This is a genomic window from Nocardia sp. NPDC059691 (assembly GCF_042733915.1).
GTDB classification, from domain to species: domain Bacteria; phylum Actinomycetota; class Actinomycetes; order Mycobacteriales; family Mycobacteriaceae; genus Nocardia; species Nocardia sichangensis.
In genome coordinates this window covers 119,094-145,257 of sequence record NZ_JBHWFB010000009.1, presented here as the reverse complement: position 1 = coordinate 145,257, position 26,164 = coordinate 119,094, and the positions used below count along the sequence as shown (strand labels likewise).

General features: G+C 68.4%; 29 protein-coding genes, 1 other RNA gene and 1 pseudogene. 16 read left to right on the top strand and 15 right to left on the bottom strand.

The features are described 5' to 3' along the window. Positions 1-67: 67 nt before the first annotated feature. A pseudogene (locus ACFV2O_RS20990) lies at positions 68-364 on the bottom strand (DJ-1/PfpI family protein); the annotation flags it as partial. A 40-nt stretch (positions 365-404) separates the two neighbouring features. Here ACFV2O_RS20990 and ACFV2O_RS20985 point away from each other — a divergent pair. Beyond that, positions 405-920 (top strand): ester cyclase, encoded by a 516-nt coding sequence (locus tag ACFV2O_RS20985; protein WP_379253234.1) that lies wholly within the window; start codon positions 405-407, stop codon positions 918-920. A 70-nt stretch (positions 921-990) separates the two neighbouring features. Beyond that, on the top strand, positions 991-1,917 hold the full coding sequence (locus tag ACFV2O_RS20980) for a hypothetical protein (protein ID WP_379253233.1): 927 nt from the start codon (positions 991-993) through the stop codon (positions 1,915-1,917). 93 nt (positions 1,918-2,010) lie between these two features. Here ACFV2O_RS20980 and ACFV2O_RS20975 read toward each other — a convergent pair whose 3' ends face one another. Then, the gene (locus ACFV2O_RS20975; protein ID WP_379253232.1) at positions 2,011-2,625 is read right to left on the bottom strand and encodes a dihydrofolate reductase family protein; all 615 of its coding nucleotides are present in this window, start codon (positions 2,623-2,625) and stop codon (positions 2,011-2,013) included. 66 nt (positions 2,626-2,691) lie between these two features. Further along, positions 2,692-3,639, bottom strand: coding sequence for a GlxA family transcriptional regulator (locus ACFV2O_RS20970; protein WP_379253231.1), 948 nt, complete (start codon positions 3,637-3,639; stop codon positions 2,692-2,694). Between the two features lie 153 nt (positions 3,640-3,792). Here ACFV2O_RS20970 and ACFV2O_RS20965 point away from each other — a divergent pair, with 153 nt between their 5' ends. Continuing rightward, positions 3,793-4,248, top strand: a complete 456-nt coding sequence (locus tag ACFV2O_RS20965) for a hypothetical protein (RefSeq protein ID WP_356960941.1) — start codon at positions 3,793-3,795, stop codon at positions 4,246-4,248. Between the two features lie 3 nt (positions 4,249-4,251). Here ACFV2O_RS20965 and ACFV2O_RS20960 read toward each other — a convergent pair whose 3' ends face one another. Then, the gene (locus tag ACFV2O_RS20960; RefSeq protein WP_355077853.1) at positions 4,252-5,157 is read right to left on the bottom strand and encodes a universal stress protein; all 906 of its coding nucleotides are present in this window, start codon (positions 5,155-5,157) and stop codon (positions 4,252-4,254) included. A 73-nt stretch (positions 5,158-5,230) separates the two neighbouring features. Beyond that, positions 5,231-5,629, bottom strand: a complete 399-nt coding sequence (locus tag ACFV2O_RS20955; RefSeq protein WP_355077854.1) for a hypothetical protein — start codon at positions 5,627-5,629, stop codon at positions 5,231-5,233. Positions 5,630-5,835: 206 nt separating this feature from the next. On the opposite strand from ACFV2O_RS20955, the gene ACFV2O_RS20950 reads away from it, so the two are divergent. Next, positions 5,836-6,741, top strand: coding sequence for a DMT family transporter (locus tag ACFV2O_RS20950; RefSeq protein ID WP_379253230.1), 906 nt, complete (start codon positions 5,836-5,838; stop codon positions 6,739-6,741). 13 nt (positions 6,742-6,754) lie between these two features. On the opposite strand, the gene ACFV2O_RS20945 is transcribed toward ACFV2O_RS20950, so the two are convergent. Continuing rightward, a complete protein-coding gene (locus tag ACFV2O_RS20945; RefSeq protein WP_379253229.1) occupies positions 6,755-7,642 on the bottom strand; it encodes a helix-turn-helix transcriptional regulator in 888 nt (295 codons plus the stop codon). A gap of 101 nt (positions 7,643-7,743) precedes the next feature. Between ACFV2O_RS20945 and ACFV2O_RS20940 the strand changes: the two genes are divergently transcribed. Then, a complete protein-coding gene (locus tag ACFV2O_RS20940; RefSeq protein WP_379253228.1) occupies positions 7,744-8,496 on the top strand; it encodes an SDR family oxidoreductase in 753 nt (250 codons plus the stop codon). A gap of 382 nt (positions 8,497-8,878) precedes the next feature. Here ACFV2O_RS20940 and ACFV2O_RS20935 read toward each other — a convergent pair whose 3' ends face one another. Then, positions 8,879-9,769 carry a phosphotransferase gene (locus ACFV2O_RS20935; protein ID WP_379253227.1) on the bottom strand — a complete coding sequence of 297 codons (891 nt, stop codon included), beginning with the start codon at positions 9,767-9,769 and terminating at the stop codon, positions 8,879-8,881. Between the two features lie 382 nt (positions 9,770-10,151). On the opposite strand from ACFV2O_RS20935, the gene ACFV2O_RS20930 reads away from it, so the two are divergent. The 4 genes from ACFV2O_RS20930 to ACFV2O_RS20915 all read left to right on the top strand — a co-directional run bounded on the left by ACFV2O_RS20930 (position 10,152) and on the right by ACFV2O_RS20915 (position 11,361). Next, complete coding sequence (locus tag ACFV2O_RS20930; protein ID WP_379253388.1) at positions 10,152-10,394, top strand: hypothetical protein; 243 nt, start codon at positions 10,152-10,154, stop codon at positions 10,392-10,394. Next, the gene (locus ACFV2O_RS20925) at positions 10,319-10,534 is read left to right on the top strand and encodes a hypothetical protein (RefSeq protein ID WP_379253382.1); all 216 of its coding nucleotides are present in this window, start codon (positions 10,319-10,321) and stop codon (positions 10,532-10,534) included. The genes ACFV2O_RS20930 and ACFV2O_RS20925 overlap by 76 nt, the downstream gene beginning before the upstream one ends. Further along, the gene (locus ACFV2O_RS20920; RefSeq protein WP_379253226.1) at positions 10,531-10,872 is read left to right on the top strand and encodes a helix-turn-helix domain-containing protein; all 342 of its coding nucleotides are present in this window, start codon (positions 10,531-10,533) and stop codon (positions 10,870-10,872) included. The genes ACFV2O_RS20925 and ACFV2O_RS20920 overlap by 4 nt, the downstream gene beginning before the upstream one ends. A gap of 324 nt (positions 10,873-11,196) precedes the next feature. Then, on the top strand, positions 11,197-11,361 hold the full coding sequence (locus tag ACFV2O_RS20915) for a tyrosine-type recombinase/integrase (RefSeq protein ID WP_379253225.1): 165 nt from the start codon (positions 11,197-11,199) through the stop codon (positions 11,359-11,361). A 118-nt stretch (positions 11,362-11,479) separates the two neighbouring features. Here ACFV2O_RS20915 and ssrA read toward each other — a convergent pair. Then, positions 11,480-11,850: a transfer-messenger RNA gene (gene ssrA, locus ACFV2O_RS20910) on the bottom strand. 330 nt (positions 11,851-12,180) lie between these two features. On the opposite strand from ssrA, the gene ACFV2O_RS20905 reads away from it, so the two are divergent. Next, positions 12,181-13,494, top strand: coding sequence for an ABC transporter substrate-binding protein (locus tag ACFV2O_RS20905; RefSeq protein WP_379253224.1), 1,314 nt, complete (start codon positions 12,181-12,183; stop codon positions 13,492-13,494). 51 nt (positions 13,495-13,545) lie between these two features. Then, a complete protein-coding gene (locus ACFV2O_RS20900) occupies positions 13,546-14,805 on the top strand; it encodes an ABC transporter substrate-binding protein (protein WP_355077860.1) in 1,260 nt (419 codons plus the stop codon). A gap of 133 nt (positions 14,806-14,938) precedes the next feature. On the opposite strand, the gene ACFV2O_RS20895 is transcribed toward ACFV2O_RS20900, so the two are convergent. From ACFV2O_RS20895 to recQ, 5 genes are all read right to left on the bottom strand, one after another. After that, on the bottom strand, positions 14,939-15,802 hold the full coding sequence (locus ACFV2O_RS20895) for an EamA family transporter (protein ID WP_379253223.1): 864 nt from the start codon (positions 15,800-15,802) through the stop codon (positions 14,939-14,941). Next, positions 15,799-16,272 (bottom strand): SsrA-binding protein SmpB, encoded by a 474-nt coding sequence (gene smpB / locus ACFV2O_RS20890; RefSeq protein WP_174186417.1) that lies wholly within the window; start codon positions 16,270-16,272, stop codon positions 15,799-15,801. Before smpB ends, ACFV2O_RS20895 begins: the two co-directional genes overlap by 4 nt. A 56-nt stretch (positions 16,273-16,328) precedes the next feature. Next, complete coding sequence (locus ACFV2O_RS20885) at positions 16,329-16,571, bottom strand: hypothetical protein (RefSeq protein WP_356960909.1); 243 nt, start codon at positions 16,569-16,571, stop codon at positions 16,329-16,331. A gap of 67 nt (positions 16,572-16,638) precedes the next feature. Beyond that, positions 16,639-17,718 carry a metallophosphoesterase gene (locus ACFV2O_RS20880; protein ID WP_379253222.1) on the bottom strand — a complete coding sequence of 360 codons (1,080 nt, stop codon included), beginning with the start codon at positions 17,716-17,718 and terminating at the stop codon, positions 16,639-16,641. 76 nt (positions 17,719-17,794) lie between these two features. Further along, complete coding sequence (recQ, locus tag ACFV2O_RS20875) at positions 17,795-19,678, bottom strand: DNA helicase RecQ (RefSeq protein ID WP_379253221.1); 1,884 nt, start codon at positions 19,676-19,678, stop codon at positions 17,795-17,797. Between the two features lie 187 nt (positions 19,679-19,865). Between recQ and ACFV2O_RS20870 the strand changes: the two genes are divergently transcribed. Further along, complete coding sequence (locus ACFV2O_RS20870; RefSeq protein ID WP_379253220.1) at positions 19,866-20,837, top strand: hypothetical protein; 972 nt, start codon at positions 19,866-19,868, stop codon at positions 20,835-20,837. A 21-nt stretch (positions 20,838-20,858) separates the two neighbouring features. On the opposite strand, the gene hisN is transcribed toward ACFV2O_RS20870, so the two are convergent. Further along, positions 20,859-21,644, bottom strand: coding sequence for a histidinol-phosphatase (hisN, locus tag ACFV2O_RS20865; protein ID WP_379253219.1), 786 nt, complete (start codon positions 21,642-21,644; stop codon positions 20,859-20,861). A 25-nt stretch (positions 21,645-21,669) separates the two neighbouring features. Beyond that, positions 21,670-22,266 carry an NADPH-dependent FMN reductase gene (locus ACFV2O_RS20860; protein WP_379253218.1) on the bottom strand — a complete coding sequence of 199 codons (597 nt, stop codon included), beginning with the start codon at positions 22,264-22,266 and terminating at the stop codon, positions 21,670-21,672. A gap of 142 nt (positions 22,267-22,408) precedes the next feature. Here ACFV2O_RS20860 and ACFV2O_RS20855 point away from each other — a divergent pair, with 142 nt between their 5' ends. The 4 genes from ACFV2O_RS20855 (at position 22,409) to ACFV2O_RS20840 (ending at position 26,116) form a co-directional block, all read left to right on the top strand. Then, the gene (locus ACFV2O_RS20855; RefSeq protein ID WP_379253217.1) at positions 22,409-23,269 is read left to right on the top strand and encodes a helix-turn-helix transcriptional regulator; all 861 of its coding nucleotides are present in this window, start codon (positions 22,409-22,411) and stop codon (positions 23,267-23,269) included. Between the two features lie 728 nt (positions 23,270-23,997). Then, positions 23,998-25,113: a peptide chain release factor 2 gene (gene prfB / locus ACFV2O_RS20850; protein WP_355077869.1), complete on the top strand. Its 1,116-nt coding sequence runs from the start codon at positions 23,998-24,000 to the stop codon at positions 25,111-25,113. Continuing rightward, on the top strand, positions 25,114-25,974 hold the full coding sequence (locus ACFV2O_RS20845) for a mechanosensitive ion channel family protein (protein WP_355077870.1): 861 nt from the start codon (positions 25,114-25,116) through the stop codon (positions 25,972-25,974). 16 nt (positions 25,975-25,990) lie between these two features. Beyond that, on the top strand, positions 25,991-26,116 hold the full coding sequence (locus ACFV2O_RS20840; protein WP_379253216.1) for a hypothetical protein: 126 nt from the start codon (positions 25,991-25,993) through the stop codon (positions 26,114-26,116). The last annotated feature ends 48 nt before the right edge of the window (positions 26,117-26,164 follow it).

Genomic DNA, 26,164 nt, shown 5'->3' with positions numbered 1-26,164 from the left:
ACTCGATGATCAACTTAGCGATCTGTGCCTGCTCCGCGCCGAAGACGCCCCCGACCAGCCACAGCGCCAGATCGATGCCTGCGGAGACTCCTGCGGCCGTGGCTGTTCTCCCGTCGCGCACCACTCGCTCCTCCGGGCGAACGTCCGCGCCGAGTGCGCGCAATGCCGAGTGCGTCGTGGCAGGCCGTCCGTCCAGCAGTCCGGCCGCGGCCAGTACCAGCGAACCCGTGCACACCGAGGTCGCCCACCGGGTGCTCCGGCGCGCTCGCCGCAGCCAGGCCGGCAGCGCGTCGTCGACCGCGGCCGCCGTCGAGCCGGGCCCGCCGGGGACGAGCAGGATGTCGGGCGTGGGGAGCGCGGTCATCCCCGAATAGGTCACTATCGCGATGACGAAAGGATTACCGTTGACGAACTCAGGCGACCCTGGCTCGGTGGCGCGTCGTTACGTCGAGGCCATCGGCGAGCAGGACTGGCAAACCGTCTCCGACTGCTGGCGGCCGGGTGCGATCGACGTGTTCGTCGGCGTCGCCGATCTGCGCGCTCCGGGCGAGGTCGTGGCCTTCTTCCGTGACGTGCACGCCGCGGTCCCCGACCTGACGGTGGAGATCCTCTCGGTCACGGCGCAAGACGAGCGTGCCGTGGTGCACTGGCGCATGCACGGCCGGTTCGACGGCACCGCGCCGCTGATCGGGTTGGCCCCCAACGGAAGACACCTCGATCTGCTGGGCACCGACGTGTTCGTCGTGCGCGAGGGGCTGATCGAGTCGAACACGGCGATCGTCAACGGGCTGGAACTCGCCCGCCAACTCGCCGTCCTGCCCCCGCAGCACTCGATCGCCGAGCGGGTGCTGTTCGGACTCGCCAATTCGATTGCCCCACTGGGCAAAGCGATTCGCACACGTAACCGTTCCGGACGATGAGCCACGCTGCCGATCCCGCCTCCGATGAGGGACACTGTTCCCGACACCGGGGATCGAAAGGGGTGGGACGTTGGCGACGATCGTCCTCGTGCACGGCATCGCGCAGGAACAGGAATCGGCCGACACGCTGGAGGCGCGCTGGTTGCCCGGACTCGCCGGAGGCGTACGCAACTACGGCGCACCCGAATTGGCGGACCGATTGTGGCGCAACGGTACTCCCGGCGACTTGTCGACCCGCATGGCGTTCTACGGCAATCGGTTCCTGGTCGAGGGCGCCCAGGGCGCGGGGACCGAACTCGACGACGAGCGACTCGACCTGATGGAGCAACTCGCGGCCACGTGGCTCGCGACAGCCGTGGAGCACGCCGGTGACCAGCGCGATCGGGCGACGGCCCGCCGACTCGGCACTCCCCCGCCGCCGGACGCGGTGGCGCAGGGAGCGAACGCGAGGCTGCGGCCCGCTTTGAACGCGCTGATGCGCTTGCGCTGGTTCGCGCCGTTCGGGTTCGGGCTGGCCCAGAAGTTCGTCATAGCGGCACTGTCCCAGGTCGCCCGGTACTTCACCGACGACGAGGTGCGGGAGTACGCCCAGCGGCAGGTGCTCGACCAGATCGGCCCCGAAACGCGCCTGGTGATCGCGCACTCGCTCGGCAGCGTGGTGGCCTACGAGGCGCTGCACCGCACCGACCACCCGGTGTCCCTGCTGACCATGGGCTCGCCACTGGGCCTGCGCACGGTCGTGTACGAGCGGCTGCGCCCGCAGCCGAGCACCGTGCCGATGGCGGTGACGAACTGGCACAACCTGGTGGACGAGGACGATCTCGTCGCGGCGCACCTCGATCTCACCTCGTTCTTTCCGCCGTATCCCGGCGGCACCGTCGCTCCGGTCACCGAGCCGCACTTCGACAACGGCGCGTCACCGCACGACTCCACGAGCTACCTCGTCAAATCGGTCACCGGCGGCATCGTCACGAAAGCGCTCGGACACTCCATATAGTTCGCACTGGAACTTGGCACTGTCTGAGTTTCGAAATGGCTAGCGCTGGAACGAAACTCAGCGGCAACCCCCTGCGCGATCCGGAGCCGAAGCTTACCGAACGCTCTGGGACAGGTGCACTTTCGCGTCTTCGTACGTTCCGGCGAGCGCGGCCTCGTCGCGGGTGTAGACCAGGTGCAGCACCCCGGTGTCGAAGGTCTCCGAGGACAGCAGGCGCAGCGGAACAGTGGTTGCGCCGTCCTGGAACAGGCGCTCGCCTTTGCCGACCGCGATCGGATGCACCAGCAGGTGCAGTTCGTCCAGCAGCCCGGCGGCCAGCAACTGACGGACGACCGAGACCGAGCCGCTCATGCCGATGTCCCCGCCCGGCTCGCCCTTCAATGCCGTCACCGCCTCGATCAGGTCGCCGTCGATCACTTCGGAGTTGCGCCAGGTGAATTCGAGGTTCTGCCGCGTCACCACGAGTTTGCGCGCATCGCCCAGTTTCTTCCCGAACGCCGCGTCCGGGCCGCCCGCCGCTTCGCGCTCCGGCCACGCGCCCGCGAAGCTCTCGTAGGTCTTGCGGCCGAGCAACAGGGTGTCGGCGGCGCCGAGCTGGGCGTCGACAGCCGCCCCCATGGCGTCGTCGAAATACGGGAAGTGCCAGTCCTGCGGATCTTCGATGACGCCGTCGAGGGCGATGAACAGGCCTGCGGTGATTTTCCTCATGCGCGTTGCTCCTGGATCGGTGTTGCGAACTCGGTCGCTTGATCCGACGGGGTGACGCGCGAGAACTCATCGGTCGGCGTGAAAGGCTGCCCGGTAGTTGTGCGGGCTCGTCCCGACCACTCGCTTGAAGCGGTCGCGGAACGCGGTAGGCGACCCGAAACCGACCTGGCCCGCGATCCGGTCCACCGGGTGACTGGTGACTTCGAGCAGATGCTGCGCCTGCCGGATGCGCGCACGCAACAGCCATTGCAGGGGCGTCGTTCCGGTGTGCTCGCGAAACCGCCGGTTGAGCGTGCGGGTGCTCATTCCGGCTTGTACGGCGATCTCGTCGAGGGAGAGGTCGCGCGCGGAGTTGTCCTGGATCCACCGCAGCACCGGCTCCAGCACCGAGCCGCGCGGCGTCGGTGGCTGGTCGTGCACGATGAACTGCGCCTGTCCCCCTTCCCGCTCCAGCGGCACGACGGATTTCCTGGCCGCGTCCGCCGCCACCGCCGAGCCGTAGTCGCGGCGGACCATGTGCAGGCACAGATCGATTCCGGCCGCGGCGCCCGCCGAGGTGAGCAACGAACCGTTGTCCACGTACAGCACGCCGGGGTCCACCTCTATCTCCGGGTAGCGGGCCGCTAGTTCCGCGGTGGCGAGCCAGTGCGTGGTCGCGCGATGGCCGTTCAGCAATCCGGTCGCCGCCAAGATGAAGGCGCCGGAACAGATCGACGCGATACGGGTACCCGCGGCGGCGGCCCGGCGTAGCGCGTCGATCACCTCGTCCGGCACCGGCAGGCCCGGATCGGCGCAGCCGGGCAGCACGATCGTGTCGGCCTCGGCCAGCGCGTCGAGCCCTCGGGACGCGCACAGCGTGAACACGCCCGCGTCGACCGTCGGCGCGGGCGCGCAGACCAGCACGCGATAGGCGGGGCGTCCGTCGGGCAGGCAGGTTCGCCCGAACACCTCCACGGGCGTGGCCAGATCGAACGAGATCACTCCGTCCAGCGCGAGTACGACCACGGTGTGCATGGCAATAGCGTAGTTATCCGGTCGATTTCAGCCAATGCCGATCTAGTGCGCCCTGGGAGGAGTGGGCAGTTCAAGGCTATTGGCGAGAATCAATCGCTATGTGGCACTTTCGCCAATTTCTCGTACGCGCCGCGCTTACTAGTGTCGACCGCCGTGACGAAGTTCCTGCTCTCGGTCCACGTGCTCGCCGTGATCATCGCCGTCGGACCCGTGACGGTGGCTGCCAGCATGTTTCCCGCCACCACCCGCCGCGCCCTCGCCCCATCCGGAGCCGAGCACAGCCCCGCCGTCCTCGGCACGTTGCATCGCATCTGCCGGGTCTACGCACTGCTCGGCGTGCTCGTCCCGGCCTTCGGTCTGCTCACCGCGCTGAGTCTCGGCGTGCTCAGCGACGCATGGCTGATGGTGTCGATCGGGTTGACGGCCGCCGCGGCGGGTGTGCTCGCACTGCTCGTGCTGCCGGGACAGCAGAAGATCCTGGCCGACCTCACCGGGACGACACCGACGCTGATCCGCCGTCTCGCCATGGACACCGGGGTGTTCAACCTGCTGTGGGCGGCGGTCACCGTTCTGATGATCGTCCGGCCGGGTTCGACGACCGGAGCGTAACGCTCAGTCGGGCAGGTGGCGGACCACCATCGACAGGTCGCGGACGATCATGATCGGGCACGCCACCGACAGCAGCAGCGCCTGACTGGTCGAGCCGAGCAGCATGCCTGCGAACCCACCTCGGCCCCGGCTGCCGACCACGAGCAACTGGGCTCGCTCGGAGCGTTCGAGCAGACAGCGCTCGGGCCGATCGGTCACGATCTCGCGGCGGATCTCGACGTCCGGAAAGCGCTCCTGCCATCCGGCGAGGCTCTCCGCGAGCACGATCTGCTTTTCGGTGTCACCCGCGAGCTCCGCCCTCGCCGACGGCAATTCGACGCCGGTCCACACGTGCAGTGCCAGCAGCGGCACATCCCGCGCCGAGGCCTCGTGCAGTGCCGCTTCGATGGCGGGTTCACTGACCTCCGTACCGTCCACCCCGACCACGATCAGCTGCTTCCTGGCCTCCGGGCTGAGCGGCGCGCCCTCCCGGACCACGACCAGCGGGCAGCGCGCCCGGCGGGCCAGCGCCGCGCTCACCGAGCCGAGCAGAGCGCGCCGGACGGTCCCGCGTTCCCGGGTTCCGACCACCATCATCCGCGCTCCGCGGGTACGGTCCAGCAGCGCCGGACCGACCGGCTCGTACACCAACTCGGTGGTGATCTCGATGTCGTGCAACGCCCGGACCGCGATGAGCGCCTCCTCGGTCGCGGTGTCCAGCACCCAGCGACCGTGCCCCTCCAATCGGGCGTAGTCGGTGCTGGTGAGCGGTTCGGTGACGCCGGGCCCGTAGTCGGCGACCGGGTCCAGCACGTGCACCAGACACAGTGGCGCCCGATGCTGCGCGGCCGCCTGCGCTCCCCACGCGACCGCCGCCGCCGATCCGGCGGACCCGTCCACACCGACCACGATCGGCCCGTTGCTTCGCATGCTCACTTCCTTTCCCGACGAAAAGATCGAGCTCAGCACCGCCGATTTCGACACTACCGGCGCGGCGGACCCGTCATCCGCCGAGGACGACGCACGCGTACCCCAGGTGGACGCCTTCACCGACCCGCAGGTCGATACCCGCCACATACGGTGCGTACGGCTCTTGTACCGCGCTGACGGTGTGCGGCCCCGGTGTCGCGGGCACCCAGTCGATCAGTGCGACGCCGCCCGACGGCCGGACCACGCCGAACGGGATGCCGTTGTCGTAGAACGTCACCGGTGTGACGATGTCGGTCACCGTCGCTCGCGCGGTGTAGGTGCAGCCTGTGCCGTAGTTCGTCGCCAAGCCGAAATTGATGCCGGGATACATCCCCACCTGGGTCACCGTGGCTCCGGCCAGGGGTGGGCAAGCCAGCGCGACTGCCGCGCCGGTTCCGATCGCCGCCGCTATCGCGGCAACTCCTTTTCGCATGCGGAGTGGTCCTATCGGTCGTGAGTCGCTCTTCGTCGAACGGACGCCGGCCGCGCACCGGCGCGATAACTAGATACTCACTCCCCCACGGCTTCGACGGGGGCAAACCGCGGAATCTCGGTGGGATCCGCACCGCCTGACGGTCGTGTCGCCCCGGCGTGGTTGGGTGTCCGGAGGTCTTCCCGAGACAACGGAGGTGCGGCGTGGTGGCGATCGACTTCGAGCGCAAGGCGCGCGGGCCGAGGCCGGTCTCGGTCCGGCGTTGGGTCGCCGCTCAGGGGCTCGGTGGCGTACCGCCGACGGCGCTGGTGCTGGCGGGCATCGTCAGCGTGCAAGTGGGTGCGGCGGTGGCGAAGCAACTGTTCGCGGCGACCGGAGCGGCCGGTGCGGTCACGCTGCGGCTGGTCTTCGCCGGGATCGTCCTGCTGGTGATCTGGCGCTCGTCGCTGCGGGTGGCACGCGGCGCGTTGCCGGTCGTCCTCGGCTACGGCGCGGTGCTCGCGCTGATGAACCTCTCGTTCTACGAAGCGATCGATCGGATTCCGCTCGGCATGGCGGTGACCATCGAGTTCCTCGGACCGCTGAGCGTCGCGCTGGCCGGATCGCGGCGCTGGATCGACCCGCTGTGGGCGATGCTCGCCGGGGCGGGAGTGCTGCTGCTGACCCGGGCCGACGGCGACGTGAACTGGGCCGGAGTGCTGTTCGCGCTGGCCGCGGCGGCGTGCTGGGCAGGCTACATCCTGCTGAGCGCCGCACTCGGCGAGCAGACCAGCGGCGGCGGCGGTCTGGCACTGGCCATGGCGTTCGGCGGCCTGGTCATGCTGCCGGTCGGCGTCATCGACGCGGGCGCCGCGCTGTTGGAGCCCGGCGTGCTCGCCGCCGGATTCGCGGTGGCGTTGCTGTCGTCGGTGCTTCCGTATTCGGTGGAGCTGGAAGCGCTGCGGCGGATCCCGCCCCGCGTCTTCGGTGTGCTGATGAGTCTGGAGCCCGCGGTCGCGGCGATCGCGGGTTTGGTCGTCCTCGGTCAGATCATGAATCTCGGACAGTGGGCGGGCGTCGCGTGTGTGGTGGCCGCGTCGGCGGGGGCGACGCGGACCGAAGCGAAGGATTGACGGCTCCGGCCGCTCAGCGCGTTTGCCGCGTCACGTCCGGCCGACCGGCGGGACGCTGCGCATCATCTGCCGCCCCCGGGTTGTCGGCGATCAAACTGCCGAGCAGTGCCAGAGATCGCTCCGAGGGCGATCCCGGCTCCGCGTGGTAGGCGATGAGTATCTGGCCCGGCGCGCCGTTCACGCTGAACGTCTCGTAGGACAAGGTCAGGTCCCCGACCATGGGGTTGCGAAACTCCTTGACGCCCCCGGTCTTCGCCCGGACGTCATGGCGGGCCCACAGCCGCCGGAACTCCTCACTCTTCAGCGACAACTCGCCGACCAGCTCGGTCAATCGCGGGTCGTCCAGGTCCGCGCCCGCGGTCGCCCGCAGGCTGGCGACGGTGTCGGCCGCGATGGTCGGCCAATCCAGGTAGACGTCGCGCGCCTCCGGATCGAGGAAGACCATGCGCACCTGATTCACTCCCGGAACCGAACACGAGTTGACGGCCGCGGCCAAGGGATTCGCCGCCAGGACGTCCAGGTACCTGCCCAGCACCAGCGCCGGCGTGTGCGGCCACGCGTTCATCAGGCGCAGCAAGCCGGGCGCCACACGTTCGGGCCGCCGCGGGGCTCTTGGACGTCTGGCCGTCGGCCTGGCCAGTTCCCGCAGGTGCGCCGTGCCCTCCTCGTCCAGCGCGAACACCCGCGCGAGCGACGCGATGACCTGTTCGGAAGGATGCCGGTCGCGCCCTTGCTCCAGTCGCACGTAATAGTCGGCGCTCACCCCGGCGAGCAGCGCGATCTCCTCCCGGCGCAGACCGGCGACCCGCCGCTGGCCGCCGCCCGGCAACCCGAAATCCTCCGGTCGCACCAATTCGCGGCGCGCGCGCAGGAAGGCGCCCAGTCGATTGTCGGAGTCCATGACCCGAGCGTAGGTCAGGGGCGCCGCTCCTGGGTGGCCCCGCGACTACCAGGAAGTCCGCAGCCTGTCAGGCGCACGCGAGGGGCCGGAAAGTAGTGGACATGACAAACGACAACCTCACCGGCCGCGTCGCGGTCGTCACCGGAGCATCGAGTGGAATCGGCGCCGCCACCGCACGGCGGCTCGCGCGGAGCGGCGCCAAGGTCGCCCTGCTGGGCAGGCGCAAGGATCGCATCGAAGAACTCGCCGCCGAACTCGGCGCGGACGCCCTCGCGGTCGTCGCCGACGTCGGCGATCAGCAGTCCGTGCGCGACGCCGCCGCCGCGGTGCGTGCGGCGTTCGGGCCCGTGGACCTCGTCGTCGCGAACGCGGGCGTCATGCTCGCCGCGCCGTTCGAGTCCGCGCTCACCGACGAGTGGGACCAGATGGTCGGCACCAACGTCACCGGGCTGCTCTACACCGGACGAGCGTTCATCGATGACCTGCTCGCGGCCGCGAGCGACGGCAAGCGCGCCGATCTGGTGCTGGTCGGCTCGATCGGCGGGCACACGGTCTTCCCCAACTACGCCGTCTACACCGCCACCAAGGCGGCGGTCGCACACCTGACCCGCAACCTGCGCGCCGAGTTCGGGCCGCGCGGCGTCCGGATCAAGAACATCGAACCGGGCTTCGTCGGCACCGAACTCGGCGACGGGATGCAGGACGAGCAACAGCGCTCCGGCCTGGCGCAGTGGCGCACGGCGATCGAGATCCTGGAACCCGCCGATATCGCGGACGCGATCGCCTACGCCGTCGACGTACCCCGGCACGTCAACATCGCCGAGATCGTCGTCGTCCCGACCCAGCAGGGCTGATCGCCGACGCGTTCGCCGCTACTGCCCTGACGGATGACCGACAGTGCCCCGGCGCCGCGCCAGGCCCGAGGACGCCTCGGCGGGCGCCGAGATGGGATACCTCGGCTGGCGCGACGCGTATCGCAACGTCCCCGACATCCCGGCCGTGCGTCCGCGCGACTCGTTCGAGTCCGCGGCCGAGCGCGTCGGCGACACCCGCGCCGGTCGCCTTCCCTACGAACCAGGGCTGGACCGGCGAAGGCGTCTTCACCCACGCGGCTCGCGCCACCGATCCGGTCCTGGTTCCCGCCCACCGCTATACGAAGCAGCCCTGACCGCTCTCGCGATTGCTGCGGACGACGCGCTGTCGTACCCGGCAGGCGCACCGGAATGTCGCGGCAGACTAGTCGGCGTCCGCCCACTCGGGCCACGGTCGCATGCCCTCGTCACCGCGGATGTAAGCGAGGCGGCGCAGCGCCAACCGCTGCTGGCTCGGGTCGACGGCGGCGGCCCGCAACGACTGCAAGGCCATCCGGAACTCCTGGATGTCGCGCAGCAGGTAGAAGCCGTCCCACCGCATCACATCCCGGCCGTATCCGGTACAGAACTCGGCGTATTCCGAGGCGGTGATCTTTTTGGCGGTCCAGCACTCGATCGCCATGTGCACCAGGTCCCACTCCGGCGGGCCGATCACAGCCCGTTCCAATCCGACCAGGATCGCGTCGCCGTCGTCGCCGACCACCACGCCGTCGCCCGCGCCCGCGCCCCGCACCACCGACCACGGCAGACCCCGCGGCAGCGCCTTCCAGCGGCCGCGCAACTCGTCCAGATGTTTGCACAACCAGCGCCGGTCGTCCTCGGTCACCGTCTGGGCGGCGGCGATGTCCTCCTCCACCCGAGCCAGGGGCGCCATCCGGCGCAGCTCGAAACCGGGCAGCGGCAGCCGATGCAACTCTCCCAGCGCCTTGCCGACATCGCCGGGCGTGCCGGAGTGATGCGGCGGCAACTCCTGCCAGAAAGTCACCGGTCGGCCGTCGACCACGACCGGCTGCGGGATATCCGGGACGACCCGCGTCGCCGACACTCCACAGGTCTCCAGCCATCGAGACACGGCGACTTCCCGCGAAGTCGCCAGCTTCTGTTCCCGCCCGCCGATCCGCACGACGATTCCGTCGCGCAACCGATAGACCCCCTGCGCGCCCACGGGCTCGGCATCGCTCGCATCGATACCGACGCTCACACAGGCGGCACGCAGAATCGACCGCATGCCGTTGCCCGCGACATCCGCGGTCATGTCGACCCCCCGCAACCGCCCCGGGGGGAGTAGCACCGCATCTCGATCTCGAGCCTCATGGCAGCCATCCAGATACCGGGGGGCAAACACCCCATTTTCCCTGGTCAATGGACATTACCCGAGAGATTCCACCGCACTCAGCAACCAAACAGAATCCGACCGATTCGCCCGAATTACCCCGTTCGGCAGCTCCCACATCCCGCCCATGCACCGAAAACGGTCCCCGTGCCCCCGCAGCACGATGCCGCCGCCCAACTGCCGCGACTTACGCCAGAAGGTGAAGCGATGTGCGAGCACCGCGAAGTGGCGAAGGCGAGAACGCGTCCGTTCGAGCAGGCCAACACCTTGTCGCATGTCGTCAGCGACATATACAGTGTTCATCGTGGGCAAACTGTTCACTATCGAGATCGAACCCGAGGTGCGGGACTGGCTGCAGGCACTACCAGCCAGGCACTTCCTCAAGATCGACGAATACGTTGGCCTGCTCGCCGAGCAAGCAGAGTCGCTTGGCGAACCCTCGCGCGACACCTTGGCGACGGGGTCCGAGAACTGCGTCCGACGCTGGATGGAGCTGCAATCCGCATCACCTACTGGCTTGCTCCAGGGCGGCGAGCGATCCTACTGACTGTGTTCCGCAAGACCCGGATGCGAGAAGATACCGAGGTCAAACGCGCGAAGCTCGCCCAACAGACCTGCCACGCAGAACACGAACCCGCGCACCAAGAATTCATCCGCACAGTAGAGAGAGGAGAACTGGACCGATGAGCCACGCACGCTGGAAGACCCTCCGGGAACGCAAGCTCGCCGAGGGCCACACCGAACCCGCCGACGTCACCGACGCCCGCCGCGAAATCCGCCTCTCCATGGCACTGGCCAAAGCCGTCTATGACCGCCGGACTGAACTGGGACTCACACAAGTCGACCTCGCCGAACGCGCAGGCCTCACCCAAGCAAAAATCTCCCGCATCGAGGGCTCCGACACCGTGCCAACCCTCCCCCTCCTCGCCAAACTCGCCGACGCCCTCGACGCCACCCTCAACATTGCCCTCGACGCCGACGACACCCGAGTCAACTTCACCAGCCACCACACCGACGCAGCCTGAACCCGGCTGCATCCGAGCTTCAGCGGCGCTGGATTGCTCCAGTCGTAAACCACTGAACGAGAGTCACAGCGAGCATGGATGCCATCTCGGCAGCCTCCGGCGTGATCGGAACCGCGCGTGTCACGCCTTCGTGCCGATCTGTGTGCCCTTCCCACAACAGCCGAATCATCGCGACTACTGCAGATGCCGGCGCTGACACACCAGACCTGTCGTTGATACCGATCCGATACAGATGCCCCTGCCGATCGAGCTGACCAAGTACATGCCCCAACGTCGCACCCGCCTGATGGGGCACGACCACCGGAATCGGCGACGTTCCCCCGAGTGACTGCGCATCAACTCAGGCACACCGCCGCGTCGCTGATGATCGCCAGCGGCGCGCACGTGAAGACGGTGCAACGGCAGCTCGGGCACAAGACAGCCACGATGACGCTCGACAGCACGGGCACCTGTTCGAGGACGATCTCGACGACGTGGCCGATCGGATGAGCGAAGGTCTACGCGCTGCCGCCCAGAAGTGTGGGCAAATTGTGGGCACGGCCCCGGAAGACACCAGCGTAGCGGCATGAAAAAGGCCCCTCACCTGCGGTGCAAGTGAGGGGCCTTATCGTGGAGCTGCCGGGAATCGAACCCGGGTCCTCCGCCGCGTCTTCAGGGCTTCTCCGTGTGCAGTTCGCTGTGTCTCTACTCGGATCTCCGGGTCCCGCGAACAAGCCCGGATGACGATCCCAGCCGCTGTTCGATGTCCCGCACTACTCCGCGACCGAGTAGGACGGTTAGCCCTCTAGCTGATGCCGGCACCGGAGCCGAGGGCATGCCCCGGGCCGACAGAGACGCTCTGCTGATCAGGCAGCGAGAGCGTACTCGCGCTGATTGGAATCGGCGCTTAATTGGTTGCAACGACGCTTACGGTGGTCTCTTGCCTGCACCGACACGCTTCCCCTAAATCTACGTACGCAGTCGAAACCGTTCAGCCCCGTACGCCCCAGCACCTTGCCGGGCTGTTCATGTTAACACCGGGGAAAGCGCGGATCATCCCGATATCCGGCGGTGGCGGTCGCCACACCCGCAGGCGATCTACGAACGCGGCCCGGAGGTGAACGGCGACCCACGAGGGCGCGCCGCGAGCACATGCGCCGAGCGCCCGCGACCGGATCTCGAGTCACCGGCTCCGGCGAGCACCTCGCCTCCCCCTTCCCGGATGCTGGTAGTCGATTCTCGAGGTCCGACGACGAACCCGACTTACACTGCACGAGCCGTACGATCGGCTCTGAGCAGCGGATCTCGATTTCAGACTAAGGAAACACTTTGGCAGTTCGCACCATTCGGGACAGGTTGCTGCGCCTGTCCGCCCTCACCGTCATCGCCGGGCTCGTCCTGACCGGATGTTCCGTCCTGCGTGGCGAGTCGACCGGAGCCATCGAACCCGGAGTCACCGCCGACCCGTGTCCGAACGCGGTCGACTCCCGCAAAGGGTGTATCTATCTCGGCGTGCTGTCCGACCTGACGAGTGGGCCGTTCGCCGCGCTGGGCAAGGACATCAACAACGGCCAGTTGGCGTTCTGGAAGGCGGTGAACGAAGCGGGCGGGATCGGCGGCAAGTACGAGGTGGACATCGCCACGTACACCGAGGATACGAACTACGATCTGCAGAAACATGCCGAGGCCTACCGGCGGATCGAGCCGCATGTCCTCGCGCTCTCGATGAGTTTGGGCACGGTGCAGACGCAGAAGGTACTTCCCGAGATGGACGCGGCGAACATGGTCGCCATTGCCGGAACCCTGTGGTCGGGTTGGCAATTCGAGAACAGCGACAAGGGTCTGCTGCTGGAGTCCGGCTACTCCTACTGCTCCGAGGCGATCATCGCCCTCGACTGGATCGCCGAGCACGAAGCCAAGCCGAGTTCGATCGCCACCGTCAGCTACCAGGGCGACTACGGCGGCGACTACGCCACCGGCGCCAAGAAATGGGCGTCGGCCAATCGGGTCGACCTGGTGGCGCAGATAGACACCGAGCCGAACACCCAGATCGGCAACCAAGACGCGGCGGTCGCGAAAATCCTCAATACCAGAGCGGATCTCGTGCTCCTGGCCACGGGGCCCGCGGAAGCGGGCGAGATCATGGGAAAGGCGGCACTGGCCGGTTTCCCTGGCAGGTTCCTCGGCTCCGGCCCGACGTGGAACGGCGGCCTGCTGAAAAGCCCTGCGGCCTCGGCGATCACCTCTCGCTACAACATGACCTCACCCCTGGACGGCTGGGACGGAACCAGCGCGGGCGCCAAGAAGGCCAGGGCCTCGGCGACCCGAGAACCCTCCACCTGGGGTTACAGCGCGGGCTGGATGTTCTCCTATCCGATGAAGGCGCTGCTCACCCGGGCGGTCAACGAAGGCAAGCTGACCCGCAAGGGTGTCCGTCAAGCCGTGCACGGCCTGCGCGTCGACTACGAGGGCGCGATCCCGGAACACACCTACGGCGCGGTCAAGCCGGACCTCACCCGGCAGCGCGCCGTGATCGAAGCGCCTGATCAGACCGCGCCGCTGGGCGCGAGGACCCTGGCGACCGACTATCACGGCCCGACTCAGGACCGCATCACCCTCAACGAGCCCTGCGTGCAGCCGTAAGCGAGCAAGAAAATGCCTTTTCCTCATACTTTTCGTCGGCTACTTCGTCTCGTGGCCGCTCCCCTCACGCTCGGGCTCGTCCTGACCGGCGGCTGTTCGGCCTCGTCGCCCGCCGCCGCACCCGGCGTCACCCGCGAAGCCTGCCCCCACGCGATCCAGCGTGACAAGGGCTGTATCTATCTCGGCGTTCTGTCTGACCTGAACAACGGCCCCTTCGCTCCGCTCGGAAAGTCTCTGCAGGACGGTCAAGTCGCGTTCTGGAACGAGGTGAACAAGCAGGGCGGCATCGGCGGCTACGAGATCGACATCACCACCTACACGCGCGACACGGCCTACGATCCGCGCAGGCACGTCACGGAATTCGAGAACATAGCGCCGCATGTGCTGGCGCTCGCGATGAGTTTCGGGACCGCGCAGACGCTCGCCGTGCTGCACGAGATGGACGAGGCGGACCTGGTGACCGGGGCGGGCACACTCTGGTCGGGTTGGCAGTACCGCGGCACCGACCGCGATCTGGTGCTCGACGACGGTTTCTCGTACTGCACGGAAGCCGTGCTCGGCCTGGATTGGTTCGCGCAGAACTTCTATCAGCCACGCACGCTCGGCGTGGTCGCCTACCGCGGCAACTACGGCGGCGACTACGCCAGCGGGGCGCTGAAGTGGGCATTGGACAACGGCGCGACGATCACCGAGCGGATCGACACCGGACCCAACACCGAAGTCGGCACACAGGACTACCCGGTCGCCGAGCTGTTGGCCGACCCGCCGGATGTGGTCCTCTTGGCCACCGGCCCGGCCGAAACCGCCGAAATCGTCGGCAAGCTGGCGAAATCCGGTTACACGGGCCGATTCCTCGGGTCCACCCCGACCTGGAACAGCGCGCTGCTCAAGACACCGGCCGCACCCGCGCTCACGGCGCTGTACAACTACACCTCCCCGTTCGACGGCTGGGACGGCGCGAGCACCGGAGCCCAGCGCGCCAGGAACGCCGCGCCGAGCGAACCGACGAACTTCGGCTACAACCTGGGCTGGGCGATCTCGTATCCGCTGAAGGCGCTGCTCACCAAGGCAGCCGAGACCGGCGGCATGGACCGGCCGACACTGCGCAAGGCCCTTGCCGGGCTCACGGTCGACTCCGAGGGAATGGCGGCGCCGCAGATCTATGGGCGTGACGAACCCGATGTCGCGGCGCAGCGCGCGGTGGTCAACGTGCCCGACCCGTCCACGGCGCTCGGGTCGCGCACCGTGGTGGCCGACTATCGCAGTCCCACGCTGAAGCGGATCTCGATGCACGAACCGTGCACGCGGTGATCCGCGCGATCGGCGTGCGTCGATGACGCGTCGGTCCGGGTACGCGCGGACCCGGACCGCGTTTTCGGCACTCGGGCGGCGGACCCGTCACCGAGTGCCCGGCCCGCACCGTGTCCGAGCGGGCACATGACCTTCAGGCCGCGGCGATGAGCGCGACCGCGGCCAGCGCGAGGATCAAACCGATCAGCTGCTGCCGGTGCACCCGCTCGCCGAGCAGAACCATCGCCAGCAGCACGGTCACCGCCGGATACAGCGAGCCGATCACGCTCACCAGCGACAACAGCGATCCGTGGAAGGCGTACAGCAGCGCCGCGTTGCTGATCACGTCCAGCGCGCTGATATAGCCGGCCAGCCGCAGCGGTTCGCCGCGCAACCGCCCGAAGTCCCTGGCGGCAAACGCGGTCAGCCAGACCACCGCGGTGGCGGCGATCCGCTGCATGAGCAGGGGCCACAGTCCGGAGTCCGCGGAGGTCTCGTGGAAGAACACGAAGGCAAGACCGTACGCGGCGCCGGACCCGATGGTCAGCGCGGCGACCTTGCGGGTGAACCGCAGTTCGCGGCCGCCGGTGATCTCCTCCGTCACGTCGTCCGGCGACTCCCGGCTCACCAAGAGCACGGCGACCAGGGCGAATACGATACCGGCGAAGGCGAGCGGGCCGGGACGCTCGCCGGTCGCCAGACCGGCGAGTACCGGAATGCCCGCGACCAGCACCGCCGTCAGCGGTGACACGACCGCCATCGGACCGCTGGCCAGCGCGGCATAGAACCACCACACCGCGACGCCGCTCGCCAGGCCCGCCGCCGCGCCCCACCACAACGACGCGGCGTCCGGGCTTCCGGGCACGAGCGGGAGCGCCACGAGGACCAGCAGCACCGAGAACGGATAGGAATAGATGACCACACGCAGCGCGGTCACCCGCCGCGACGCCACACCGCCGTAGAAATCGCTCACGCCGTAGCCCACCGCGGCCGCCAGCGCGAGCAGGACGGCGGTCACCTCATGCCTTTGACCCGCCGTCCGAGTTCACGGGTGACCTCTCGCTCGGCGGTGCGCCGGGCCAGGTCCTGCCGCTTGTCGTAGTCCTGCTTGCCCTTGGCCAGCGCCAGCTCGACCTTCACCTTGCCGTCGGAGAAATACATCGACAGCGGCACCAGCGTCTGGTTGCCCTCCCGCGACTTACCGACCAGCCGCTCGATCTCCCGCTTGTGCAGCAGCAGCTTGCGCACCCGGCGCGGCGCATGGTTCGTCCAGGTGCCGTGGCTGAACTCGGGGATGTGCAGCCCACGCAGCCACACCTCGCCGTTGTCCACCGTCGCGAAGGCGTCCACCAGTGAAGCCTTGCCCTCACGCAGGCTCTTCACCTCGGTGCCGACCAGCGCGATCCCGGCCTCGTAGACATCCAGGATCGTGTAGTTGTGCCGCGCCCGGCGGTTGGTCGCGATGACCTTGCGCCCCTTCTCCTTCATAACGGTCCACTTTAAGTGACCCGGCAACCGGATTATTCCCGCAGGTCGCGGACGCGCTAACCGCCCTGATGCAGCACCACGTAGAGCGTGAGCACGGCGAGGAACGCGACGAGCAGCGCTACCGTCGACATCCGCGGTACGCCAGGGCGCGGCGGCGGCGGACTGCGGCGCAACCATACGTTCTCGACCGCCGGATCGGTCCGGCCGCGCACATACGGCGGCGTGTCCGGCGTCTCACCCCCCACCGAGCTGATGGAAATGTCATCGCCCGCGTCACTGGAACCATCACCCGGTGCCATAGCCAGAACGGTAGCCGCCGAGCGAGCGGCGCGCCGCAATTCTCGCACGCCGCAACATAGTTGGAACTCAGGCCAGACGCCGCCGGAACACCTCGACGGACGCGCCGGTCGCCAGGTCGGCCGTGTGCACGCCCAGGTCGACTCCGCCCTCGGTGAGCTCGAGAACCATGAAGCCCAGCTCCTGGTAGTTCTCGTACAGCGCGCCGTGGCCCGCGCTCGCGGCGAGCCGCGGCTCCGCGCCGACCGTCTTCGCGGCCGCGCCGGAAACGACCTGCCTGGTTCCCTTCGACGCCACCGTGGGTTCGAGCACCTGTAGCGAGTGGTCGTGCCCGGACAGGATGAACTGACACCGTCCGATCACGTGGTCTTCGAAGAAGCGTTTCACGTGCACGCCGTTGATCGGCTCCAGCGACAGACCCTCGTAGCGGCCCGCGTCCCCGTGCGGGCCGTTGTTCAGATACGGGTGGTGGGTGCAGGCGATCTTCCACCTGGCGGGCGAGTCGGCGAGGGCGCGATCGAGCCAGTCGCGCTGCTCGTTCATGAACTGGCCGTCGACCGCCCAGTACGGCGAGAAGACCGGCGGCACGTAGGCCGCCAGCGGGTTGACGTCGAGGACGAAGAACTCGACGACGGGGTTGCGCTCCGGAATCCGCACCGAGTAGTAGCGGCTCGGCATCCACCAGCGCCGCGAGTTCGCGTGGTACTCCACCTCGGCGTTGCCGCGCAGCAGCCAGCCGCCGTCACCGCCGAGAACCGAGCTGTTGTCGTGGTTGCCCAGCACCATCAACCAGGGGAAATCCAGTCCGGCATTGGGATTTTCGAACTTGTCGGCGAACTGGACGTCGGCCGCGCCGTCGGGCCCGTGCTCGTAGATGTTGTCGCCGAGACCCAATGCCAGCGAGACCGGTTCGCGGCCGTGCAGCGCCCGCATGGCGTCGGCGACCGCCCACTGAGCGCGGGTGCCGGTGCCCGCGTCGCCGGTCACCAGCACCCGCACCCGGCGCTCGTCCGGGAAGGGGAACTTGGTGACACCCTCGGCGACGGGTACCGCATGAGCCGGCGTGCGCCCGACCAACGTGGTCCCGGCCGCGAGGGTGGCCGCACCGGCCAGAAACGCCCTGCGCCCGATCGTGTCGCTCCGGCTCACGCTGTCCTCCATAGTTTTCGGCGGCCTTGCCCGGCAACCGTCCCCGCCCATCGGTGACCCGCGTGACGGTAGCGGTTCATCCGGTGGCCAGCACCTCGAGCACCTGTTCGCCGTATTTCGCCAGTTTGTTCTCGCCGACACCGCTGACGCCGCCGAGCTGGGCGAGGCTCGCGGGCTTGCGCGCCGCGATCTCGCGCAGCGTGGCGTCGTGGAAGACGACATAGGCGGGAACACCCTGTTCCTTCGCGGTGGCCGCGCGCCATTCGCGCAACTTCTCGAACAGCGGCAGGTCGGTGGGCGTCAGGTCGACGGAGGCCGCCTTGGCGGCCTTCGCGGTCCGGGCGGGCTTGGCCTGGCGTTCGGGCTCGCGGCGCAGCGCAACCTGTCGTCCGTCGAACAGCACCTCACTGCTGGCCTCGGTGAGCGTCAGCACGCCGTAGTCGCCGTGAACGGCCAGCAGCCCGTGCGCGAGCAGTTGCCGCACCACGCCACGCCACTCCACGTCACGCAGGTCGGTGCCGACCCCGAAGACCTTCAACTCGTGGTGGTCGTATTGCAGGACTTTGGGACTCTTCTTACCGAGCAGGATGTCCACGATGTGCCCCGCGCCGAAGCTCTGGCCGCGTTCCCGCTTCAGCCGCAGCACGGTGGACAGCAACTTCTGCGCGGCCACGGTGCCGTCCCAGGATTGTGGTGGCGACAGGCAGGTGTCGCAGTTGCCGCAAGGCAGACCGGGCTCGCCGAAGTAGGCGAGCAGCTGCGTGCGCCGGCAGGCGACCGTCTCGCACAGCGCGAGCATCGCGTCCAGGTGCAATTGGAGCTGGCGCCGGTGGGCGGCGTCGCCCTCGGAGGAGTCGATCAATTTGCGCTGCTGCACCACGTCGCTGAGGCCGTAGACCATCCACGCGGTAGAAGGCAGCCCGTCGCGGCCCGCGCGCCCGGTCTCCTGGTAGTAGCCCTCGACCGACTTCGGCAGGTCGAGATGGGCGACGAAGCGCACGTCGGGCTTGTCGATGCCCATGCCGAAGGCGATGGTCGCCACGACGACCAACCCGTCTTCGCGAAGGAAACGCGCCTGGTTCTCCGCACGGGTGCGATTGTCCAAGCCCGCGTGGTAGGGCACGGCGGTGACGCCGTTCTCGGTGAGGAACGCCGCGGTCTTCTCCACCGAGTTGCGCGACAGGCAGTAGACGATCCCCGCGTCCCCGGCATGCTCGGTGCGGATGAATTCCAGCAGCTGACGCTCGGGACGATTCTTCGGCTCGATCCGGTACTGGATATTGGGGCGGTCGAAGCTGGACACGAACCTGCGGGCGGCGCCGAGGTCGAGGCGCTGGATGATCTCGTCACGGGTCTTCTCGGTGGCGGTCGCGGTCAGCGCGATCCGCGGTACGTCCGGCCAGCGCTCGTGCAGCAGCGAAAGGCCCAGGTAGTCGGGCCGGAAGTCGTGACCCCACTGGGAGACGCAGTGCGCCTCGTCGATGGCGAACAGCGCGACCTTGCCGCGATCGAGCAGCTGCGCGGTGGAGTCGAGGCGCAACCGTTCCGGGGCCAGGTACAGCAGATCGAGTTCGCCGGCGACGAATTGCGCCTCGACGGCCCGGCGCTCGTCGGGGTACTGGGTGGAGTTGAGGAAGCCCGCGCGCACGCCGAGCGCACTGAGCGCGTCCACCTGGTCCTGCATGAGGGCGATCAGCGGGGAGATCACCACACCGACGCCGGGACGCACCAGCGCGGGGATCTGATAGCAGAGCGACTTGCCGCCGCCGGTCGGCATGAGCACGAGCGCGTCGCCGCCGTCGATCACGCGCTGCACGATCGTCTGCTGCTCACCGCGGAAGCTGTCGTAACCGAAGACTCGGCGTAGAACCTCTTGCGCCGCAAGGGATCCGGCGTCCGATCCGGACGCGGCTTCGGTCGCTACCGCAGCGAAATCATCGGGGGGAGTCACCCGGCCCATCCTACGAGCGCACGGGCGGGGCGGTACCCGCACCGTTCGGCGTTCGCCCTGTTGGGCCGCCGAGTTGTCCACATGTGGACAACCGAGACCCTCGCTGTCCGTCACAGCGCGCCGACCTCGCGTTTTCTCCACTCGAGCGAAGTTCGCCGGCCTGCTCGCGTGATCCGGCGCTGTTATGTTGTCGCTCATGGCAAAACGGATAGGGATTCGGGCGTGCGCCGCGGTGCTGAGCGCCGTCGCGGTGACTGCCGGAGTCACCGCGGCGATACCGACGGCGCGGGCGGAGACATTCCCCGCCAGGTGCTCGGACGGCTGGGAGACCACGACGGTGGTCGAAGGGGTCGGCAATCTGGAGAATCTCGATTCCGACGGGCGGGGCGGCTTCTACGTCACCGGTCTGATGGATGGCTACTTGGCGCACGTCGACCGGGCCGGACGATTGGAGAAGCTGGTCACGGACCTGTACCGCCCGGCGGGCGTGCGCGTCGCCGGACGCTACGTCTACTTCCTCACCGGAGACGGGCTCAGCGAACCGCCGGGCACACTCCAGCGCTACGACACCGAGACCGGCGCCGTGCAGGTTCTGCTCACCGGGCTGAACGGGCCCAACGGCCTGCTGTTGCTGCCCGATGGCAGCCTGCTGTTCACCACGATCGGCCTCGGCGGGTCGAACGGAATCTCCCGCTACTGGCCGGCGACCAGCGAGTACGAACGGGATTGGTCGGTGCTGCCGCCCGCCAACGGCCTCGCGCTGGCCGCGGACGGCGAATCGGTCTACGTCGACACCATGACGTTGCAGATCCTCCGCGTCCGGCTGGACGATCCGGCTCATCCCACCACCGTCTCCGGTATCCCGGACCTGGTAGCTCTGCCCGACGATATGGAAGCCACCAAGGCGGGGGCGCTGTTCGTGGCCGATCACATACTCGGCGCCGTCTATCGGGTGGATACGGCGACCGGCGCAACGTGCGCGATCATCACGGGCCTGATCAAACCCGCTCCGGTGCGCAACCCACCGGACGGCGCCACGTCGGTGCGCATCGACCGTGACGGGGACTCCTGGGCGCTGTTCGTCACCAGCATGGACGGCACGCTGCGCCGCCTGCGTCCTCCGGCGGGGATCGACCTCACGCCGGCGACCCCGTGGCGGGCCGGCTAGCTCCGAACATCGCGAGTGCGGTCAGCCGCGCAGGCGGTCGAGGACCTCATCGTGCAGCAGGCCGTTGGTGGCGATGGCGTCGCCACCGTGCGGGCCGGGTGCACCGTTCAGCGAGGAGAAACGCCCGCCCGCTTCGCGGACGAGGATGTCCAGCGCGGCCAGGTCCCACAGGGAGACCTCCGGTTCGGTGGCGATGTCGACGGCGCCCTCGGCGAGCAGGCAGTAATTGAAGAAATCGCCGTAACCGCGCACACGCCACACATCGTCGGTCAGGGTGATGAACTGCTCGCGCAGGCCGCGGTCGCGCCAGCCGGACAGACTGGACAATGCCAGGCTGGCCGAACCCAGCTCACCCACGGCGGAGACCGAGATCGCGCGAGCCGCACGCCCTTCGAAACTCGACCATGCCCCCGATCCCGCCGCTGCCCACCAGCGCCGTGCCAGAGCGGGCGCGCTCACCACGCCCACGACCGGCTCACCGTTTTCCAGCAGAGCGATCAGCGTCGCCCAGATGGGCACTCCGCGCACGAAGTTCTTCGTGCCGTCGATCGGGTCGACCACCCATTGCCTGCCGCTGAATTCGGCGGCGCCACCGAATTCCTCACCCAGCACCGCGTCGTCCGGCCGCGCCTCGGACAACACCTGCCGGATCGCCTGCTCGACGGCCAGATCGGCATCCGACACCGGCGTCAGGTCCGGCTTCGCGTCGACCTTCAAATCGAGCGCACCGAAGCGAGCCCGCGTGATCTCGTCGGCGGTATCGGCCAGCCGCAGGGCGAGTTCGAGGTCGGAGGAGTACACAGCCACGCCCCGCACCCTATCGGCCCGGCGCTCACCCCACGGGTTCCAGGGATCGCGCCGCCGTCAACGCGCTCGCCCACCAGTGCAACTGATCCAGCATCGCCGTCGCGGCGGCCGCGGGCTCCTGCGGCTCCCTCGGCTTGCCCTCGTCGTCGAAGAGCAGGTAGTAGCGCGGGAACGACACGTAGTTGCGCACGGTGTGCGCGTTGAGCTCGTTGAAGATCTGCCGCAGGTGCTCGATGGCGAGGAGGCCGCCGGACGCCCCGCTGTAGCCGACGAAACCGATCGCTTTCGCGTTCCACTGGGTGAAGTGCCAGTCGATGACGGCCTTCAGGGACGCGGGGATGCTGCGGTTGTAGTCGGGCGTGACGATGACGAAGGCGTCGGCCGCCGTGAGCCTGCGCGTGAGGTCGGTCATCCCTTCGGGTCGCTGCGGGTCCGGATCCATCGCAGGGGGCACCGCGGGCAGCTCCCAGGGGATGTCCGCCTCGGCCAAGTCGATGACGTCCACGTCGAACGAACCGTGCCGCCGCGCCTGCTCGGTGAACCATGTCGCCACGACCGGCCCGAAACGTCCCTCGCGGACGCTGCCGATGATCACCGCGAGCTTCAGTGGGGCGTTGGACATGCTGTTTCCTCCTCGGATCACAGAACGGCCCGGCCGGGCCGCCCACTCAATCTGCTGCCGGGCACGGGGAACAGGGAGACCGCCGTAAGAGTGGTAGTGGCAGGGACACCCTCCGAGCGTTTCGCCTTGTTAGGTTCGACAGGTGAGCGACAACGAGCTGGGGCTGTTCCTGCGCACCCGCCGCGAGGCGGTGACGCCCGCCCAAGTCGGCCTGCCCACCGGCGCGCGGCGGCGCACCCCTGGGTTGCGCCGCGCCGAGCTGGCCACCTTGGCCGGTGTGAGCGTGGAGTACGTCACGCGCCTGGAGCAGGGGCGCGACCGGCGTCCCTCCCCTCCGGTGCTTTCCGCGTTGGCGGACGCGTTGCGTTTGAGCCCCGCCGAACGCGTGCACCTGCACCGGTTGACCAAGTCGGTGGACAGCGGCTTCACCTGCATGGGGGACGCGCAGCCGCTGCGCGAGGTGCGGCCGACGGTGCGCACGATCCTGGACCGGCTCGAGCCGACGCCCGCCGTGGTGGTCAACCGCCTCACCGAGGTTCTCGCCTACACGGACGCCTACCACCGGCTGATGGCGCCGACCGGACTCTTCGACGGGCCGCACACCCCACCCAACCTGGCACGTTTTGTCTTCTGCGTCCCCGGATCCCGCGATGTCTACGCGGACTGGGAGCACGTCGCCGACGAGACGGTCGCCATGTTGAAGCAGGGCCCGTTTCGCGCCGACTCGCACATCGCCGCGCTCGCCGACGAGCTCACCGTCACCGTGGGCCCGGCGTTCGCCGACCGGGTCGACACCGTGCCGAGCTTGGCCGCCGCCACCGGCATCACCCGTCTCGCCCACCCAGAAGCCGGGTCGCTGCGCCTGGCCTACGAGTTCCTGGAGCTCTCCGCCGACGACGACCAGCGGGTGATCGTCTATCTACCGGCCGACGACGCCACCGCCGCGGCCCTCGACGCACTCGCCGGACGCCGCCCGGGCGGACTGCGGGCCGTCTCGGGCTGAGCGGGCCACTCACGGCACAGCCGGATCGATCGCGGTAAATCGAGTACGCCCGCGCGCGGCCGGAGCCGACCAGGCATATTGATCGCTGACCCGGTGGGGTGAGGAAGCCGGAAGCGGCGCGGTGCTTCCGCAACCCTGCGCTCGCCGTCGGGGTCCCGGTGACCGCACCCCCGATATCGGCTGTGACCAGCCGGAACGTCGAAACGCTCTGCCGTGCCAAGTCCCCCGGGCGAACCCTCCTCGGCCACGGGGTTTCGGCTGCCGAGCACGCCGATCGCCGCTTCGGCCGGAATCGCCTCGGCCGGAATCGGCACGGCCGAATCGGCTTGGCGGGAGTCGCCGAGCAGTTGCGTGAGCTCCGAGCGGCGGCGATCCGCGGCCGCAGGAGTGGAGTTCGCCACACCGCTCCCCTCGCGCACGAACCGTCCGCCCGGCAGGACGACTGATCAGGCACGACCGGCATCCCGTCGCGTGGCCGGAGCAGCATCTCCGCCGCGAATTCCAAACACCAACTGCGCCAAGCGCGGTCGCCGTTTAGGGTAGAAACCCATGAGGCGTCCGTCACAGCTCACCCGCCCGGCGCGGGCTGTCGAGCCAGCGCGCGACGTCCCGGCGATCCGCCTGCTCGGCCCGCGCCGGGCGCGAGCCACCCGCGCAGTGGCCGTCCCCCGTCACACCGCGCGCACTCGTGTGCTGCGGCCGAAGAGGGGCAGCTAGGCTTGACGATCGTGCATCCTGACGTTTCCGCTGATCTCGCCGAACTCGACGCCACTCTCAAGACGGTCGAATCGGTCCTCGACATCGACGAGCTGCGTCGTCGTATCGACGAGCTCGAGCATCAGGCCGCCGACCCCGAGCTGTGGAACGACCAGGACCACGCCCAGCGGGTCACCAGTGAGCTGTCGCACGCCCAGGGCGAGTTGCGCCGGGTGGAGGAGCTGCGTCAGCGGCTCGACGATCTGCCGGTGCTCTACGAACTGGCCGAAGAGGAAGAGGGCGAGGCCAAGACCAACGCGCTCGCCGAGGCCGACGCCGAGCGCGCCGCGCTGCACAGCGACGTGGAGGCCATGGAGGTCCGCACGCTGTTGTCCGGCGAGTACGACAAGCGCGACGCGCTGGTGAACATCCGCTCCGGCGCCGGTGGCGTGGACGCCGCCGACTGGGCCGAGATGCTCATGCGCATGTACATCCGCTGGGCCGACCGGCACAAGTACGGGGTCGAGGTCTACGACACCTCGTATGCCGAAGAAGCGGGCATCAAGAGCGCCACCTTCGCGGTGAAGACGCCCTACGCCTACGGCACGCTCTCGGTCGAGATGGGCACGCACCGGCTGGTGCGGATCAGCCCGTTCGACAACCAGGGCCGCCGCCAGACCTCCTTCGCCGAGGTCGAGGTGCTTCCCGTGGTGGAGACCACCGACCACATCGAGGTGCCGGAGACGGAGATCCGCGTCGACGTGTACCGCTCGTCGGGCCCCGGCGGCCAGAGCGTCAACACCACCGACTCCGCGGTCCGGATCACCCACTTGCCCACCGGCATCGTGGTCACCTGTCAGAACGAGAAATCGCAGCTGCAGAACAAGATCTCGGCCATGCGGGTGCTGCAGGCCAAGCTGCTGGAACGCAAGCGGCAGGAAGAGCGCGCCGAGATGGACGCGCTGAAGACCAACGAGGGCGCGTCCTGGGGCAATCAGATGCGCTCCTACGTGCTGCACCCGTACCAGATGGTCAAGGACCTGCGGACGAACTACGAGGTGAACAACCCGTCGGCGGTGCTCGACGGCGACATCGACGGGTTCATCGAGTCGGGGATCCGCTGGCGGATGCGAGAGCAGGCGAGCTAGATGAATGTCGCGGGCATCCAGGCTATCGCTTCCACCGGTTTCACCACGTGGCTACGCGGTTCGGGCCTGGAGATCGTGCTGCTCATCCTCGGCGCCATCCTGTTCAGCCGGCTCGCCACCTACCTGCGGGACCGGGTCACCCGCAGGATCGACGCGGGATTCCGCAGCAGCGACGCGCTGGTGCGCACCGAGGCGGCCAAGCATCGGCACGCGCTCGCCCAGGTGATCACCTGGGTGGTGCTGACCATCGTCTACGTGCTGATCACCATGGAGGTGCTGCGGCGGCTCGGCTTCGCCGTCACCGGGTTGGTCGCGCCCGCCGCGGTGCTCGGCGCCGCGCTGGGTTTCGGCGCGCAGCGCATCGTGCAGGACATCCTCGCCGGATTCTTCCTGATCACGGAGCGGCAGTACGGGTTCGGCGATGTGGTCCGCATCGCCGTGACCGGAGCCGCGGAGCAGGCCGAGGGTACGGTCGAGGACGTCACGCTGCGGATCACCACATTGCGCAACGCCGACGGTGAAGTGATCACCGTGCCCAACGGCCAGATCGTGAAGGTCACGAACCTGTCGAAGGATTGGGCGCGCGCCGCGATCGACGTTCCGGTGTCCGCCAGCGCCGACATCACCAGGGTCAACGAGATCCTGCACGAGGTGGGCGCGAAGGCGTACGAGGACGCTCGCCTGAAGCCGTTGCTGCTGGACGAGCCCACCGTCATGGGTGTGGAAGACCTGACCGTCGACCAGATGAACATCCGAATGGTTGCCCGGACGTTGCCGGGTAAACAGTTCGACGTCGGACGCGAGCTGCGGGTACGAGTCGCCGCGGCGCTGCGCCGGGAGGGAATCAGTGAGACCACGTAGATCCACGGCGATCCTGATGGCAACTTGGGTCGCCACGTTCGTGCTGTACGTATTCGTCAAACCCGAGGAGACCACCACCGCTCCGGCTACCCTGGTCAACGCTGTTCCGGCAGCGGTGTTCAGCGAACAGCCGGGCCACTGAGCCGAGTGGGACCGACCGCCGCCGCACTGTCTCCCACGGTTGACAACG